This is a genomic window from Mycobacterium sp. NPDC050441 (genome assembly GCF_040655355.1).
In the GTDB taxonomy this organism is placed as follows: domain Bacteria; phylum Actinomycetota; class Actinomycetes; order Mycobacteriales; family Mycobacteriaceae; genus Mycobacterium.
Map to the genome: position 1 here is coordinate 294,457 of NZ_JBFAJS010000006.1, position 15,459 is coordinate 309,915.

The window sequence follows — 15,459 nt, forward strand, 5'->3', positions numbered from 1 at the left end:
TATGACGCAGGGTGGTTTTGGGGGTCCGCAGGATCCGTTCGGTGGTACGCCGTTCGGGCAGTATCCGTCGAGTCAGCAGTTCTCGTCGGGTCAGCCGCCGTATATGGCGCCGCCGGTCGTCCCGGCAGGTCCGCCACCGTCCGCGCCGCGCGATGAGGTCAACACCTTCGCGACATTGTCGGTGGTGTTCGTGTTCCTGTTCGCACCGGCGGGCGCGGTGTTGGGGCATCTGGGGCTGTCGCAGATCAAGCGCACCGGGCAGCGGGGTCGGGATCGTGCCCTGGTGGGGCTGAGCCTGTCGTACACGTTGATCGTGGTTGCCGTTGCGGCGCTGGTGATCTGGGCGGTGGTGCCGAGTTCGTCGAGCACTACGACAACCGAGGCAAAGACGACCGCACCGGCAGCGCAGAGTCCGGTCACCACAACGACGACGACGACAACGCCGGAGCCTCCGCCGCTACCGTTGGTCACCGAGGCGCAGTTGCCCGGTCTGCTGCTCAACCTCGACGATTCCGTGCGACTCGTCGGGTTGAACGACGGATACAGCCCGTACGACGAGACCATCCTTCGCGTCGTTGCCGATCTGTCCACCGTGCCGACGGAGTGTTTCCCTGCCGTGGCCGCGGGGCTCCCGGACATCTATGCAAACAGCGGCCATACCGCGACCCACGCCCGATCCTTCTCCAACCTGGACGTGAAGACGATGTTCGCACTGGGCACTCTTGATGAACGAGTGACGTTGTACGCCGATGCATCCGCCGCGAGCCGACAGGTCGATGCGATCGAAAAGGTGTGGCAGGGATGTCGCGGGACTGTCACCCAGAACGGGCCAAGCGGCCCGGTTGTGTTCGACGTCGGTGCGGTGACCCGGTCCGCGACCAACCCGTCGATCGTGCTGCTGAGCAGTACGGTGCAGGATGGGCCGAAGTTGATAGTGGGTAACCGCAATACGCGTGCCATCGCTGCCAAGTCCAACGTCGTGATCGACGTGGCGTTCATGAGCCCCGACCCGGGCGGCCGCGCGGAAGCGGCCGCCGTCGAGATCCTGTCGCGCATACCGGGATAGCCGGGATAACCCGGCCTAGTCGATCCTGCGGAGTGTCCCCACGATCTGGTCGATGACACCCGGATCGGCCGCGCCGGCAAAGCCCTGCTCCAGGTCGATGATGAAGTTCACGGTGCCGGACTGACCCGGCACGGTGGTGGACACCACCGAATAGAGCGCCGAGCTACCGGTGCAGTCGTCCTGGATGCCGGTCACAGTCGCCACGACCTGGGCTGCGGGCGCCCCGGAGACGGTGAGGCTGCGTGGCGCTCCGAGTGAAACCGACGGCACCACACCGCTGTCCGAGGTGAAGATCTTGGTCGCAAGCTTGGCGTCCAGCGTCGCGGACTCATTGACGTCCGTGAGGTCGGTGATCGACGCGACTCCGGCGATGGCACTGCTGCCCTTCGGGCACTGCTTGTTGGGCATGGTGGCGGCGCCTTTAAGGAGCCGAACCGGACAGTAGCCGAACGGTCCGTCAGGGCAAGGCTTTTCCCAACCAACACCGGTGCTGCATTCCTCGACCGTCCAGTCCGCGGGCACGTCGTAAGCCAGTCCACGCGAGGTGGTGACTGTCGACCATCCTGCCGGAGTATTGGGGCCGGCAGTGGCGGTACGGCCGTCACAGCCGGCCGGCGCCGCTTTCGGCGGCGCGGCGGGTGCCGCCGAGGAGGGAGTCGTCTTGGTGCTCGGCGGGGCCTTGGTCACCGACGAGGTCGTGGTGGAATCGGCGGTGTTCTTGGTGTCGTTCTTGTCGCCGTAGTTCAGCTTCCACAGCAGACCGCCGAGCAGGAGCGCGACAACAAGCACTCCCGCGACCGTGCCCAGGATCCAACCGGTGTTGTTCCGATTGGGCGGCGGAGCGTCGGAAGATGGTGCCTCGCCGTATCCCGACCACGTCGGCGGCTGCTGGCCGTAATTCGGCCACTGCGGGGTCTGCCCGAACGGATCGTTGGAGCCGAATGGACTGCCCGAGGGCTGGTTCCACTGAGGTGGTGGTTGTGGTGGGTATGTCATCGGTGTTCTCCCCGCTCGTTCAGGTCTCAGTTCCAGGTCAGCTTTGGTGGGCTTGTCGACAGGTCCGCGGTCCCGGACACCGACGACGTCACGGCGACCGTCGGGACGGCGCCGCCGCTGTGCTGAGCGGTGATCGTCGTGGTGAGCGTGCCGATCATCGAGGCCGTCATCGCGGTGGTCAGCGGAATGATCTTGAACGTCTCGGCACCTTCGATCGGGCCCCACTTGGCGGTGCCCTCAACGTAATTCGGAGCATTGATACGAATCGGGCAGCCGGGCGGCCGGATCAGGTTGGAATTGGTACACAGCGCGAACGAGTCCGTGATCGCGGCGCGGATCGCCTGTTCGCCAGAGTCGCTGAGCTTGAAAGTCATCGACATCACCGACGCTCCGGTGGCCATTTCCTGCAGCACCAGCGGTTTCGAAGTGACGGTGAGGTACGGGCTGCTACTGCCGACGTCGACAAAGCCGGGAAACACATAGCGGGGTTGGTCGACGGGTTTTCCGAACACGGTGAGGGTTTCCGCGTCCTTCTGCCCGATCAGGGTCTTGTCGATCTTGATGAAGGTGTTCAACAACTTCCAGCCGCCGTGTTTCTCCACCAGGAGCTTGGCCTCGGAGACCTCGTCGCCGAACTTGGCGGTGACATGCACCTGGGAGATGTAGCTGTTGTCGGTGGTGTCGAGCACGCGGATGTCGGTGATCGGCCACTTCGCGATCTGGCGGCCGAGGATCTCGTCGGTCAGCAGTTCGGTGGAGACTGGCTGGGACTTGCCGTAGGACAGGGCGGTGGCCGCATCACCGCGGGCCAGTGCTTCCAGATATGCCACCACGGCGGCTTGCGCGCTTTCGCCGCCTGCACCGCCGCCGCCGTCGCCCGAATCCGACCGGGTGATCACGACGGTCAGCGCCGCCAGCACCGCGAGCACCGTCACCACCGCAGCAACCACCAGTCCGATGACCATGCCCTTGCGGCGCTTGGGCGGGGGCGCTCCTGTGGGTGCGCCGAAGACCGGTGGCGGTGTCGACAGTGGATAGTCGGGAAAATGAGGCGGCGGAGCGGACGAGAAACTGGGATCCGTCGTCGGCCAACCCGGCGTGGGCGGCTGCCCACCGACGCCGAACTGGCCCCCGGACCAATCGGCCACGGCCCCCTCCTTGACTGTGTGCGGCACCACGTCGGTATCGCGCACGGGGTTGCCGTGAGCAGTATAAGTGGGCGGTCGCAGGCGTCACCGCGCCAATTTGGAACTGTCGCTGAGCTGGGATCTCAGGCAAATCGGGGCTCTGTCGGAACGGCCCATAACGCAGCGCGGGGACGTTCGTGGTGACTGGTTGGTAACCCCCCGCGGGCAGCGCCGATCGATTGCGACTACCTTTTGTAGAGCAGTTGTCGGTTCCCAGGACGATGAAGGGATTCCCGTGGCCGAAAACCCGTCGAGTGGGCAGGAGTTTGCCACTCTGAAGTACCCCGATGGCGAGATTGATCTGGAGATCGTCCGCGCCACCGAGGGCAGTGACGGCATCGCGCTTGGCCCGTTGCTGGCCAAGACCGGCTACACCACCTTCGATGGTGGCTTCGTCAACACCGCCTCCACCAAGTCCGCGATCACCTACATCGACGGTGATGCCGGCATCCTGCGCTACCGGGGCATCCCGATCGAGCAGCTCGCCGAGAACTCCACGTTCATTGAGGTCAGCTACCTGTTGATCTACGGTGAACTGCCGACGGCCGAGCAGTTGGAGTCGTTCAGCACCCAGATCCAGCGGCACACCCTGCTGCACGAGGATCTCAAGCGGTTCTTCGACGGCTTCCCGCGCAACGCGCATCCGATGCCGGTGCTGTCCAGCGCGGTCAACGCGCTGAGCGCCTACTACCAGGATTCGCTGGATCCGCTGGACAAGAAGCAGGTCGAGCTGTCGACCATTCGGTTGCTGGCCAAGTTGCCGACGATCGCGGCGTATGCCTACAAGAAGTCCGAGGGACAGCCGTTCCTGTACCCGGATAACTCGTTGAGCCTGGTGGAGAACTTCCTGCGGATGACGTTCGGCTTCCCGGCCGAGCCCTACGAGGTGGATCCCGAGATCGTCCGGGCGCTGGACATGCTGCTGATCCTGCACGCCGATCACGAGCAGAACTGTTCGACCTCGACGGTGCGTCTGGTCGGCTCGTCGCAGGCCAACCTGTTCACCTCGATCTCCGGTGGCATCAACGCGTTGTGGGGCCCGCTGCACGGCGGCGCCAACCAGGCGGTGCTGGAGATGCTGGAGAAGATCCGCAAGGACGGCGGCGATGTGCAGACCTTCGTCAAGAAGGTCAAGAACCGCGAAGACGGTGTGAAGCTGATGGGCTTCGGGCACCGGGTCTACAAGAACTACGACCCGCGGGCGCGCATCGTCAAGGAGCAGGCCGACAAGATCCTGGCCAAGCTCGGCGTCGAAGATGAGTTGCTGGATATCGCCAAGCAGCTCGAAGAGATCGCGCTGACCGACGATTTCTTCGTCGAGCGCAAGCTCTACCCGAACGTCGATTACTACACCGGCGTGATCTACCGGGCGATGGGCTTCCCGACGCGCATGTTCACGGTGCTGTTCGCCCTGGGCCGGCTGCCCGGGTGGATCGCGCACTGGCGTGAGATGCACTCGGAGCCCAACAAGATCGGCCGCCCGCGCCAGATCTATACCGGCTACACCGAGCGCGGTTACGTAGACATCAACAAGCGCTGACATCAACTGACGAAGGCCCGGGAGCATTGCGCTCCCGGGCTTTTGTCATACCGGGTCAGCGCACCGGCAGGGCGAGGCCGGCGGTGAGTGTCAGCAGCTGGGCGTAGGTCAGGGGCATGACCGAATCGGCGGTGCCTGCCGCGGTCCAGATGACCGGGTAGGACGCCAGCGTCGGGTCGACGACGGTGCGCAGCGGTTCAGGGTGCCCGACGGGTGCGACCCCGCCGATGATCTGTCCGGTTGCGCTGCGGACGAGTTCCGGGTCGGCCTTGCGGATGTCGGTGGCGCCGAGATGTTCGGCGACGACGCCGGTGTCGACCCGGGCGGCACCGCTGGCCATCACCAGCAGCGGCTCACCGTCGCATTCGAAGACCAGGCTGTTGGCGATTGCCCCGACTTCACAGCCCAGCTGTTCGGCTGCCGCAGCCGCGGTCTTGGCATCGGCGTCGAGGATTCTGATGGCCGGTTCGATTCCGGCGGCGGTCACCGCGGCCGCGACGCGGGAGTTCCGTTCGTTCACCGTCACATTGTCCACACTGTCCCCGCCCGCGCAACGCTATTTCTCGTGGCGGACAACGCCGTTCATCATCGTCATCTTGACACCTGCCTCGTGGATCTCCGATGGTGGGATCGCGGTCAGGTCCTTGTCGAGCACGACCAGATCGGCCAGCTTGCCTACCGTGATGGAGCCGAGGTCGCCTTCGCGATGCAGTTGGTAGGCAGGTCCCATGGTCTGGGCGGTGATCGCCTGGTCGAGAGTCAGCCGTTCCTCCGGCCGGGGCAACGGTGCCTGGTCGGGCTTGCCCAGTTCCTGCCTGGTGACGGCGATCTCGATCGCCTCCAGCGGGAGGAAGGTGCTGTAGTAACTCGCGGCGGGCCAGTCGGAGCCGAACGACAGCCGGGCCCCGCCGTCGGACAGTGACTTGAAGGCGTACATCCGGTTGGCCCGCTCCGGTCCCCAACGGACGGTGGTGACGTTGCGCCAGTAGGGGTCGGGTGTGGCCCACTGCGCGGATACCTGCGCGATGACACCGAGCGCACCGAGCCGTGGGATGTCCTGTGGGTCAACATATTGCAGGTGCGCGATGGTGTTTCGGCGGTCGCGCTGCGGGTTGGTCTTCATGGCGGCTTCGATCGCGTCGAGTGTCATGCGGGTGGCTCGATCCCCGATGCAGTGGACGTGAACGTCGATGTTCTGGGCGTCCGCGCGTTGGACGACGTCGTTGACCTGTTCGGCCGAGAACAGTGGCTGACCGCTGGTGTCAGGCTTGTCTGCGTACGGCGCGAGCATCGCCGCGGTGCGCCCGGCGTCCACGCCGTCCATCACGATCTTGAGCACGTTCACGTGCACCAGCTCGGATTGCGGCCCATCGCGCAACGCGATGATGTTGGGCAGCGGGTCGATCTTGGGATCGTTGTAGTAGTAGCTCCCGGTGACCCGGAACGGCAGTTTGCCTGCTGTCTCGAGGTCGCGGTAGTGCCCGAAAGCCTTGTCCTCGGGCATGATTTCGACGCCGGCGTCGAACACCGAGGTGATGCCGGCGGCCGATGCGTCGGGCACCCACTTGGTCAGCGATTCGGCGACGAACGCCTCGTCCATCGGCACCACCGAGTTCAGGACCTGCATATAGGCGGGTACCTCGACGAGGTACCCGGTCGGGGTGCCGTCGGGATCGCGTTGGAACACACTGAATCCCGGGACCGGGTCGGTGGAGTCTCTGGTGATCCCGGCGAGCTCGAGGGTCTTGGTATTCACCCACGCCGAGTGGGCGTCGATGGCGATAAGCAGCACCGGGCGGTCCGGCCAGATGGCGTCGAGGTCCTCGCGTCGGGGCCCGGTGGCGGGGAAGGCGTCGTAGCGCCATCCGAAACCGCGTACCGGACCGTTGCCGGCCACAGTGGGTGCGTAGTCCCGCAACGCCGCCAGGATGGCGTCGCGGGTGTCGTACTGGAGGTCGACGCCGCGGGTGATGGCGCTGCCTGCGATGGGGTGGATGTGCCCTTCGGCGAACCCCGGGAGCAGCATGCCGCCGTCGAGATCGACCACCCGGGTGGACGGCCCGGCCAGCGCCATCGCGCCCTCGGTCGTGCCGACGTGGATGATCTGTTTGCCCCGGGTGGCTACGGCCTCGGCCCGCGGCGTGGCCGGGTCCACTGTGTAGACGGTGCCGTTGCGGAAGATGACGTCGGCGCTTCCGGAGGGCGGCGCGCTCGGCCGGGAGTCGCAGCTGGCCAGTATGGTCGGCGCCGCGCTCAACAGGGCGAGCGCGGTCAAGGCTTGGCGGCGGGACATGGGGTAACCACTCGGTTCACGCATGGGTCTTCCGTTCCGGTCGTCGTCCGGATGGGCTGGTCTGCGTTTGCTGGTGGCGCCCACTGTAGTGGGGGTGGCGGCGGGGTGGAGTGATTTCGATTTGCCTGACAGATAGTTGTAGTTTCACAATAGTTGTGTGAATGCAACTGTTGACGCTCTCAGCGCCCGGCGCAAGGCGATCATCCTCGTCTCGTGCTGCCTGAGCCTGCTGATCGTGTCGATGGACGCCACCATCGTCAACGTCGCGCTGCCCAGCATCCGCGACGATCTGGGCGCTTCCCCGTCGCAGCTGCAGTGGATCGTCGACGTCTACACCCTGGTGCTGGCCTCGCTGCTGCTCCTGGCCGGCGCCACCGGCGACCGGTTCGGCCGCAGGCGGACTTTCCAATTGGGCCTGACGATCTTTGCGGTGGCCTCGCTGCTGTGCAGTCTCGCGCCCAACATCGAAACCCTCATCGCGGCCCGCTTACTGCAGGCCATCGGCGGTTCGATGCTCAACCCGGTGGCGATGTCGATCATCACCCAGGTATTCACCGGCCGGGTCGAGCGCGCCCGCGCCATCGGCGTCTGGGGCGGGGTGGTCGGTATCTCGATGGCACTCGGCCCGATCGTGGGCGGGGCGCTGATCCAGTACGTCGACTGGCGCGCGGTCTTCTGGATCAACCTGCCGATCTGTGCCCTGGCCGTCGTGCTCACCGCGATCTTCGTACCCGAATCCAGATCGGCGACCATGCGGGATCTCGACCCGGTCGGCCAGGTACTCGGGGTGGCGTTCCTGTTCGGCGTCGTCTTCGTGCTGATCGAGGGTCCCGGGTTCGGCTGGACCGACCCGCGCACGGTGGCCGTCGCGGCGGTCGCGTTGATGGCGCTGGTGGCTTTCCTGCGCTACGAGTCGCGCCGCCGGGACCCGTTTATCGATCTGCGGTTCTTCCGCAGCGTGCCGTTCGCCTCGGCCACTCTGATCGCGGTCTGTGCGTTCGCCGCCTACGGCGCGTTCCTGTTCATGATGTCGCTGTACCTGCAGACCGAGCGGGGTTACTCGGCGATGCACACCGGCTTGATCTACCTGCCGGTCGCGGTGGGTGCGCTGATCTTCTCCCCGCTGTCGGGCCGGCTGGTCGGCCGGTACGGCAGCCGGCCCTCGCTGGTGGTGGCCGGAGCCACGATCACCGTGGCCACCCTTCTGCTGACCCGGCTGACCGGTGACACCCCGGTGTGGCAGCTGCTCGTCATGTTCGCGGTGTTCGGCATCGGCTTCTCGATGGTGAATGCGCCGATCACCACCACGGCGGTCAGCGGTATGCCGCTCGACCGTGCCGGTGCGGCCTCGGCGGTGGCCTCCACCAGTCGGCAGGTCGGCGTGAGTGTCGGTGTGGCGCTGTGTGGTTCGGTCGCCGGTGCGGCGCTGGCCGGAACCGGTGTGGATTTCGCCGCGGCTGCCCGACCGCTGTGGTTCGTCTGTGCCGCACTGGGGTCGGTGATCTTCGCCCTGGGCGTCGTCTCCACCACACCGTGGGCGCTGCGGTCGGCGCAGAAGCTGGCGCCCCTGATCGGTCAGCACGATGCTCGGGAGGTGAGCCATGTCCGGTGACGGGCAGGCCGAATTGGCCGACGAGGTGTGGCGCGGTCTGACCGCACTGGTGTTCGATCACCGCGACCGCTGGAGGCGGGCGGTGATCGAACAGACCGGGCTGCCGTTCAGCCGCGTCCGTGTCCTGAAACGGCTTGCGCGCGAACCGTTGACCGTCAAGCAACTGGCCTACGCTGCCACCGTCGACGCCCCGGCGGCCACCGTCGCGGTCAACGACCTTGAGGAACGCGGGCTCGTCGTGCGCGAGATCGACCCGGCCAACCGTCGGTGCAAGCTGGTGTCGCTGACCGACGCCGGGCGCGTGCTGCTGGCGCGTATCGACCGCATCGAGGACCCGGCGCCGGACGCGCTGGCCGCGCTCGACGCCGGGGACCTCGAAGCCCTGCGGGAGATCCTGAGCAAGGTCGCCGCGCCGTAACCCGCAGCCACATCGACGCGTAGTGCGGGTGTCAGCTTTCGAGGACTGCCATCGCCGCGTTGTGTCCGCCGATACCCGAGACGGCACCGCCGCGTACCGATCCTGAGCCGCACAACAGGATCCGGTCATGGCCGGTGGACACGCCCCACCGTTGGGCCGGGGTTTCCCGGGGCGCGTCGTCCTCGATGAACGGCCAGCGCAGCGCGCCGTGGAAGATATTGCCCGCGGTCATCCCCAGGGCCTGCTCCAGATCGGCGGTGGTCTTGGACTCGATACACAGCCGACCAGCGCCGTCCTCCATCAGGACGTCCTGAATCGGCTCGGCCAGAACCGAATTCAACGAGTTCAACACCGCCGACGTGAGTCGGTCCCGCATCCGGTCGGGGTCCTTCAGCGTCAGTGCGTGCGGAGTGTGCAGGCCGAAGACCGTCAGGGTATGCGCACCCGAGGCGCGCAGGTCCTCGGACAGGATGCTGGGATCGGTCAAGGAGTGGCAATAGATCTCGCATGGGAGCGGGTCCGGTACCCGCCCGGCGGCGGCGGTGTCGTAGGCCCCGGCCAGCTGGCTGAAGGTCTCGTTGATGTGGAACGTTCCACCGAATGCCTGCTGGGCCGTGACACGTTCGTCGCGAAGCCGAGGGAGCCGACGCAGCATGAGGTTGACCTTCACCTGCGCACCGGCGGCGGTCTCGGGTGCCGGTTCGCCGAGTAGTTCGGCCAGCACGGCCGGCGTGACGTTGGCCAGCACCCGGTCGGCGCGTACCCGCCGGGTCGATCCGCCCTGCCGGTAGCACACCTCGCCATCCGGGCTGACGGCGTAAACATCTGCACCGGTGATGATTTCGGCTCCATCGCCGGCTGCGGCGGCGGCCAGGGCCCCGGTGACCGCGCCCATCCCGCCGACCGGGACGTCCCAGTCGCCGGTGCCGCCGCCGATCAGGTGGTAGAGAAAACAGACGTTCTGCACCAGCGACGGATCGTCGATGCCGGCAAACGTGCCGATCAGGGCATCGGTGGCCATCACACCGCGCACCAGATCGTGCGATACCGCGGCGGTGATCGCTTCACCGATGGGCTGTTCGATCAGGGCGTCCCAGGTCGCGGCGGTTTCGGTGTCCTGTCCGCCCAGCACGTCCCCGCGCATCTCGGACCGGGTGCGCAGCGGCTGCAGCAGCGTCGGCCAGATTCGGCTGGTGACCAGCCCGCATCGGCGGTAGAACTCATCGAACCCGACCGCGTCGTTGTCTGCGCCGATCGCGTCGAACGTCGGCTGCGGACCGATCAGCAGGCCGGTGGCCCCGCCCGTGACCGGATCCGGTGTGTAGGAGGAGTATCGGCGCCGCGACAGCCGGATTCGGGCGCCCAGATCGGTGATGATGCGCTGCGGCAGCAGGCTGACCAGATACGAGTACCGCGACAGCCGCGCATCCACACCGTCGAAGGGATGCGCCGAAACAGCCGCCCCGCCTACGTGGTCGAGGCGCTCGAGCACCTGTACCCGGCGGCCGGCGCGAGCCAGGTAGGCAGCAGCCACCAAGCCGTTGTGCCCGCCACCGACGATGACGGCGTCCAACGCGCCTTCGGTCACGTCATACCCGTCCGGTCAGCCCTTGTAACCTTCGACCTCGTCGGCCCCACGGGGGTGGGCCAATCCGGGATCCTGTCCGGTTTCACGGAGTGCGCGGCGCTGCCGCAACAGGTCCCAACACTGGTCGAGGGCGACTTCCAGCGATCTCAGTCGGTGTTGCTCTTCGGATTCGTCTATTTCCCGGCGCTGCAGTTTCGACCGGAGCTCCTGCTCTTCGGCAACGAGCCGGTGAACTTCGGCGAGGATGTCCTGATCTTTGGCCACACAACCAGTCTGCCCGACTACCGTTGATCTGGTGAGTACAAAACCTGAGATCGAGTTTCCGGACGGACCTGCCCCCACCGAATTGGTGATCAAGGATGTGGTGGTCGGCGACGGCGCCGAGGCAGTGCCCGGTGGCACTGTCGAGGTGCACTATGTGGGCGTCGAATACGACTCCGGTGAGGAGTTCGACAGCTCATGGAATCGTGGAGAATCCATTGAGTTTCCGTTGCGGGGCCTAATTCAAGGCTGGCAGGACGGAATTCCCGGGATGCGGGTGGGTGGTCGCCGCCAGCTCGTCATCCCGCCGGCCCAGGCCTATGGTCCGGCGGGTTCGGGGCACCGGCTTTCCGGTAAGACGCTGATCTTCGTGATCGATCTGCTCGCCACTCGCTGACGTCGCCGTGGGTTCGAACAGTATTAGCCGAACCTAACCATCAAATTCCATTTGCTGCTAACGTCAACCTGTTTCGTTTCAATCGATAACTGTTCGTCGACTTCAGGAGTGCCCAAATGTCGGGTTCGGACGAATCTCGGACAATCACAGGCTGGCAAACAGCCTCCAAATTATATCGACGACCACCCGGTTTGGGTTGGTTGTTGGCGCTGGCGGCAGTTCCATTGTTGCTGGGGCTGATCGGATGGGGTGGGCTCGACCACTCCAAGAAGAACACCGATCTCACTCTTCCCGATGTCAATCCCACAGCGACGATGACCGCTCCGGACGTGAATGCCCCGGACGTCAACGCGCCCAACGTCAATTTGCCGAACCTCTCGTTCGCGCCGTTGTCGATCACCCGTAATGGCAACGATTTCACCCTCACCGGCGATCTGCCCGACGCGGCCGCGAAGACCTCGCTGCTGGACTGGCTGCGCGGAAAGTTCGGTGCGAACGTCAATCTGATCGACAACCTGAATCTGCGTCCGGGTGTGAGTACCCCCGATGTTTCGGCTCTGGGCAAGGTGTTCGACGCCGCAGCCGAGGGCATTCCGGATTTCAGTTTCAGCGTCGACGGTGACACGCTCACGTTGACCGGTACCGCGCCGTCGGCGCAGGTGCGCGACGCGGTCGAGGCGGCTGCCAAGGCGGCATGGCCGAACATCAAGCTCGTCAACAACATTCAGATCGCTGCGGCACCGGCTGCCCCCGCGCCTCCGCCCCCTGCCGCTCCTGGTGCGCCGGGAACTCCGGGTACACCCGGACCCTGCGCCGTGCTGCAGGGCGATGTGAGCGCACTGCTGCGCACGCCGATCAACTTCAGCACCGACGGGTTCGTGGTGGCTCCGGCATCGCAGCAGTTGCTCTCTCAGGTGGCCGACAAGCTCAAGTCCTGTGCGGGTGCGCAGGTGGCTGTCACCGGTTACACCGACAGCTCGGGTAATGACGCGATCAACGTCCCGCTGAGCGGCAACCGCGCCAAAGCCGTTGCCGATTATCTGGTTTCGCAGGGGCTGGCGGCCGATCACGTGACGTCGTCGGGCGCGGGTTCGGCGAATCCGATCGCCAGCAATGACACCCCCGAAGGCAAGGCGCAGAACCGCCGCGTCGAGATCACGGTCAACTAGGGAGATTCGACATGGACTTCGTAATCCAATGGTTGTGGTACCTGCTCGCGTTCGTGGTGGGGTCGCTGGTGGCCTGGCTGATCTCAGTCGTGACCGTCAAGCCCACCAGTGAGGAAGAGGCGTTCGCCGAACTGCCCGGCTCGCGTGAGATTGGAGCACGACGATGAGCGATGTGAACTGGTGGCTGATGGCCCTGGCCTTTGTGCTGGGGCTGGTACTGACGCTGGCACTGACCCTGCGCCGGGTGAAGCGGGAGGTGCCGGTGTACGGTGCCCTCGGCCGCCGTCCCGACGCTGCGGCAAAGGGCGGAACTGCCGCCGCCGCAACGGCCGTCACCGATGACGCCACAACGCGGCTGCCCAAGGTCGGCTCGGTCGACGAGCCCACCACGAAGCTGCCGAAGGTCACCAGCGCCGGTGCCGCGGCGGCAGGTGCGGCTGCCGCGGGTGCGGGTGCGGCAGGTGCGGCCAAGTTCGCCTCCGGCGGAGGTGCCCATGAGGCTGCTGACGACGGAGCTGATGACGTCAAGGTCGTCGAGGAGACGCCCTACGGTGCCGGTTCGGTCCGGGTCTCGGGTGCGGGCACGCCGACGGGGTATCTGATCAAGGGCAACGAGGATTCGATGCTCTATCACTCGCCGGAGAGCCCGTCCTACTCGGTGACCATCGCCGAGATCTGGTTCGCCGACGTGGAAACCGCCGAGGGGGCCGGGTTCAACCGGTGGGACAGCGGTAAGTCTCAGCGCGACAAGAAGTAGACAAGAAGTAACAGCAACGCAGATCGCCCGCCTCCACCATCGGAGGCGGGCGATTTGTATCTGGGGGCGTGTCAGTGCGGGCCGGGCAGGCGTAACAGCAGTCGCGCCCCGCCCAGTGGGCTGGATTCCAGAGTGGCGGTGCCGCCGTGCAATTCGGCCTGCTGAGCCACCAGTGCCAATCCGAGACCGGAACCCGATCGCGATGCCGTCGACCCCCGCGAGAAGCGGTCGAACACCATCTCGCGTTCTTCCTCGGGCACGCCCACCCCGTCGTCGTCGATCGCGATCTCCACGCCGTCGCGGGAGCTCACCGCTGACAACTGCACCCGGGTGGCGCCGCCGTGCTTCACCGCATTGGCGATCGCGTTGTCCACGGCAAGCCGCAGTCCGGTCGGCAGCCCGATGATGATCACGGTCGGTGACGGCGCCAGCGAGACCTCGAGGTCGGGGTAGACGCGCATGGCGTCGTGGGCGGCGCGGTCGAGCAGTTCGGTGATGTCGACGGTGACGTGGTCGTCGGTGGTGGTGAGCTCGCCCTGCGCGAGGCGCTCCAGGGCGCCGAGGGTGGCCTCGATGCGCGACTGGGTGCGGATGACGTCGCTGACCACTTCCTTGCGTTGATCGTCGGGCATGTCGAGCGTGGACAGGACCTCCAGGTTGGTCCGCATCGCGGTGAGCGGGGTGCGCAGCTCGTGGGCCGACACCGAGGCGAAGTCGCGGGCCGAGGTCAATGCGGCCTTGGTGCGGTCCTGTTCCTTCCAGATGCGTTGCAGCATGCCGTTGACGGCGTCGGCGATCTCGACGGCCTCGCTGGCGCCGCGTACCTCGACGTCGGGCGCCTCGTCGCCCGCTTCGATCTCGCGGGTCTGCTCGGCCAGCCGTTTGAGCGGGCGGACCGCGAACGCGGCCAGCACCCAGCCCAGCACGGTGGCCGCGCCGACGGCGAACACGCAGATGATGAGCACCCGGCGGTGCAGGTTGTTGGTGTCGGCGATGGTGGCGTCGTAGGTCGCGCCCACCGCCACCCACATGGGTCCCGGGGCGGGGATCTGCACGGTGCGCACCCGCCAGCGCACGCCGTCGATGTAGGTGTCGGCGTAGCCGTCGGGCAGTTCGGGCAGGATCACGTTCGAATTGGACGAGATGTCACCGGCCTGGCGGACGGTGATGACCGCGTCCTGATCGCTGGGGGAGCGGGGGATCTCGCCGAGGCCGCGCGGCAGGAACGGGATGGCGAATCCGGCGGCCTCGTCGAGGCGGCGGTCCAGCCGTTCCTTGCGGTCGTTGGTGATGCCGACCCAGACGATGGTGCCGACGATGACGACGACGATCGCCGCGCCGATGGCGGTGGCGAACGCGACCCGGGTCCGCAGCGAGGGGGTGCGGCGGAAGATCCGGGTCAGCGGTCTCATGGTCGGGGCTACTGGGTCCTCAGGACGAAACCGACCCCGCGGACGGTGTGCAGCAGTCGTGGCGCGCCGCCGGCTTCGAGTTTGCGGCGCAGGTACCCGATGAACACGTCGACCACGTTGGTGTCTGCGGCGAAGTCGTAGCCCCAGACCAGTTCCAGCAACTGCGCCCGGGACAGTACCGCGGTCTTGTGCTCGGCCAGGACGGCCAGCAGGTCGAACTCGCGTTTGGTCAGATCCACGTCCACACCGTTGACCCGGGCGCGGCGGCCCGGGATGTCGACCTCGAGCGGGCCGACCTGGATGGTCTCGGACGAGAAGGTGGCCGATGCGCCGCGCCGGCGCAGCAGCGCCTTGACCCGGGCCACCAGCTCTTGCAGCACGAACGGCTTGACCAGGTAGTCGTCGGCGCCGGCTTCCAGGCCGGCGACACGGTCGTCGACGCTGCTGCGGGCCGAGAGCACGCAGACGGGCACGTCGTTGTCCATCGCGCGCAGTGCGGTCACCACGCTCACACCGTCGAGCACGGGCATGTTGATGTCGAGCACGATCGCGTCGGGTCGGGTCTCGGTGGCGCTGCGCAGCGCCTCGGCCCCGTCCACGGCCGTCGATACGGTGAACCCGGACAGCCGCAGCCCGCGTTCCAGCGAGGCGAGCACGTCGGGGTCGTCGTCTACGACGAGGACCCGGGGCGAGGCCATGCCACCGGTAGCGCTATCCATGCCAGCCATCTTGCCTGATGAACAGCGGCGAATCGCGCAGGCTC

16 protein-coding genes are annotated in these 15,459 nt (G+C 66.4%); 8 read left to right on the top strand and 8 right to left on the bottom strand.

Annotated elements, in window-relative coordinates:
* Position 1 precedes the first annotated feature (1 nt).
* On the top strand, positions 2 to 1,066 hold the full coding sequence (locus AB0I14_RS19825; protein WP_358025085.1) for a sensor domain-containing protein: 1,065 nt from the start codon (positions 2 to 4) through the stop codon (positions 1,064 to 1,066).
* A 15-nt stretch (positions 1,067 to 1,081) separates the two neighbouring features.
* Here the strand turns inward: AB0I14_RS19825 and AB0I14_RS19830 are convergent, their stop codons facing one another.
* Positions 1,082 to 2,062, bottom strand: coding sequence for a hypothetical protein (locus AB0I14_RS19830; RefSeq protein ID WP_358025087.1), 981 nt, complete (start codon positions 2,060 to 2,062; stop codon positions 1,082 to 1,084).
* Between the two features lie 26 nt (positions 2,063 to 2,088).
* Positions 2,089 to 3,210 (bottom strand): hypothetical protein, encoded by a 1,122-nt coding sequence (locus AB0I14_RS19835; protein ID WP_358025089.1) that lies wholly within the window; start codon positions 3,208 to 3,210, stop codon positions 2,089 to 2,091.
* Positions 3,211 to 3,484: 274 nt separating this feature from the next.
* Here AB0I14_RS19835 and AB0I14_RS19840 point away from each other — a divergent pair, with 274 nt between their 5' ends.
* On the top strand, positions 3,485 to 4,789 hold the full coding sequence (locus AB0I14_RS19840) for a citrate synthase (RefSeq protein WP_358025091.1): 1,305 nt from the start codon (positions 3,485 to 3,487) through the stop codon (positions 4,787 to 4,789).
* A 55-nt stretch (positions 4,790 to 4,844) separates the two neighbouring features.
* Here AB0I14_RS19840 and AB0I14_RS19845 read toward each other — a convergent pair whose 3' ends face one another.
* Together AB0I14_RS19845 and AB0I14_RS19850 are read right to left on the bottom strand one after the other, a co-directional pair.
* A complete protein-coding gene (locus AB0I14_RS19845; RefSeq protein ID WP_358025093.1) occupies positions 4,845 to 5,309 on the bottom strand; it encodes a YbaK/EbsC family protein in 465 nt (154 codons plus the stop codon).
* A gap of 36 nt (positions 5,310 to 5,345) precedes the next feature.
* Positions 5,346 to 7,106: an amidohydrolase gene (locus tag AB0I14_RS19850; RefSeq protein WP_358025095.1), complete on the bottom strand. Its 1,761-nt coding sequence runs from the start codon at positions 7,104 to 7,106 to the stop codon at positions 5,346 to 5,348.
* A gap of 133 nt (positions 7,107 to 7,239) precedes the next feature.
* On the opposite strand from AB0I14_RS19850, the gene AB0I14_RS19855 reads away from it, so the two are divergent.
* Positions 7,240 to 8,694, top strand: a complete 1,455-nt coding sequence (locus AB0I14_RS19855) for an MFS transporter (protein ID WP_358025097.1) — start codon at positions 7,240 to 7,242, stop codon at positions 8,692 to 8,694.
* Positions 8,684 to 9,112: a MarR family transcriptional regulator gene (locus AB0I14_RS19860; protein WP_358025099.1), complete on the top strand. Its 429-nt coding sequence runs from the start codon at positions 8,684 to 8,686 to the stop codon at positions 9,110 to 9,112. Before AB0I14_RS19855 ends, AB0I14_RS19860 begins: the two co-directional genes overlap by 11 nt.
* Before the next feature lie 31 nt (positions 9,113 to 9,143).
* Here AB0I14_RS19860 and AB0I14_RS19865 read toward each other — a convergent pair whose 3' ends face one another.
* A complete protein-coding gene (locus AB0I14_RS19865) occupies positions 9,144 to 10,700 on the bottom strand; it encodes an NAD(P)/FAD-dependent oxidoreductase (protein WP_358025101.1) in 1,557 nt (518 codons plus the stop codon).
* 15 nt (positions 10,701 to 10,715) lie between these two features.
* A complete protein-coding gene (locus tag AB0I14_RS19870; protein ID WP_358025103.1) occupies positions 10,716 to 10,964 on the bottom strand; it encodes a DUF2630 family protein in 249 nt (82 codons plus the stop codon).
* A 31-nt stretch (positions 10,965 to 10,995) separates the two neighbouring features.
* Between AB0I14_RS19870 and AB0I14_RS19875 the strand changes: the two genes are divergently transcribed.
* From AB0I14_RS19875 to AB0I14_RS19890, 4 genes are all read left to right on the top strand, one after another.
* On the top strand, positions 10,996 to 11,358 hold the full coding sequence (locus AB0I14_RS19875; protein WP_358025105.1) for an FKBP-type peptidyl-prolyl cis-trans isomerase: 363 nt from the start codon (positions 10,996 to 10,998) through the stop codon (positions 11,356 to 11,358).
* A gap of 203 nt (positions 11,359 to 11,561) precedes the next feature.
* Complete coding sequence (locus AB0I14_RS19880; RefSeq protein WP_358025107.1) at positions 11,562 to 12,527, top strand: OmpA family protein; 966 nt, start codon at positions 11,562 to 11,564, stop codon at positions 12,525 to 12,527.
* 11 nt (positions 12,528 to 12,538) lie between these two features.
* On the top strand, positions 12,539 to 12,694 hold the full coding sequence (locus AB0I14_RS19885) for a hypothetical protein (protein ID WP_029110268.1): 156 nt from the start codon (positions 12,539 to 12,541) through the stop codon (positions 12,692 to 12,694).
* On the top strand, positions 12,691 to 13,284 hold the full coding sequence (locus AB0I14_RS19890) for a hypothetical protein (RefSeq protein WP_358025110.1): 594 nt from the start codon (positions 12,691 to 12,693) through the stop codon (positions 13,282 to 13,284). The genes AB0I14_RS19885 and AB0I14_RS19890 overlap by 4 nt, the downstream gene beginning before the upstream one ends.
* A gap of 71 nt (positions 13,285 to 13,355) precedes the next feature.
* On the opposite strand, the gene AB0I14_RS19895 is transcribed toward AB0I14_RS19890, so the two are convergent.
* Together AB0I14_RS19895 and prrA are read right to left on the bottom strand one after the other, a co-directional pair.
* A complete protein-coding gene (locus tag AB0I14_RS19895) occupies positions 13,356 to 14,696 on the bottom strand; it encodes a HAMP domain-containing sensor histidine kinase (RefSeq protein ID WP_358025112.1) in 1,341 nt (446 codons plus the stop codon).
* An 8-nt stretch (positions 14,697 to 14,704) separates the two neighbouring features.
* Complete coding sequence (prrA, locus tag AB0I14_RS19900; protein ID WP_076112068.1) at positions 14,705 to 15,424, bottom strand: two-component system response regulator PrrA; 720 nt, start codon at positions 15,422 to 15,424, stop codon at positions 14,705 to 14,707.
* Between the last annotated feature and the right edge of the window lie 35 nt (positions 15,425 to 15,459).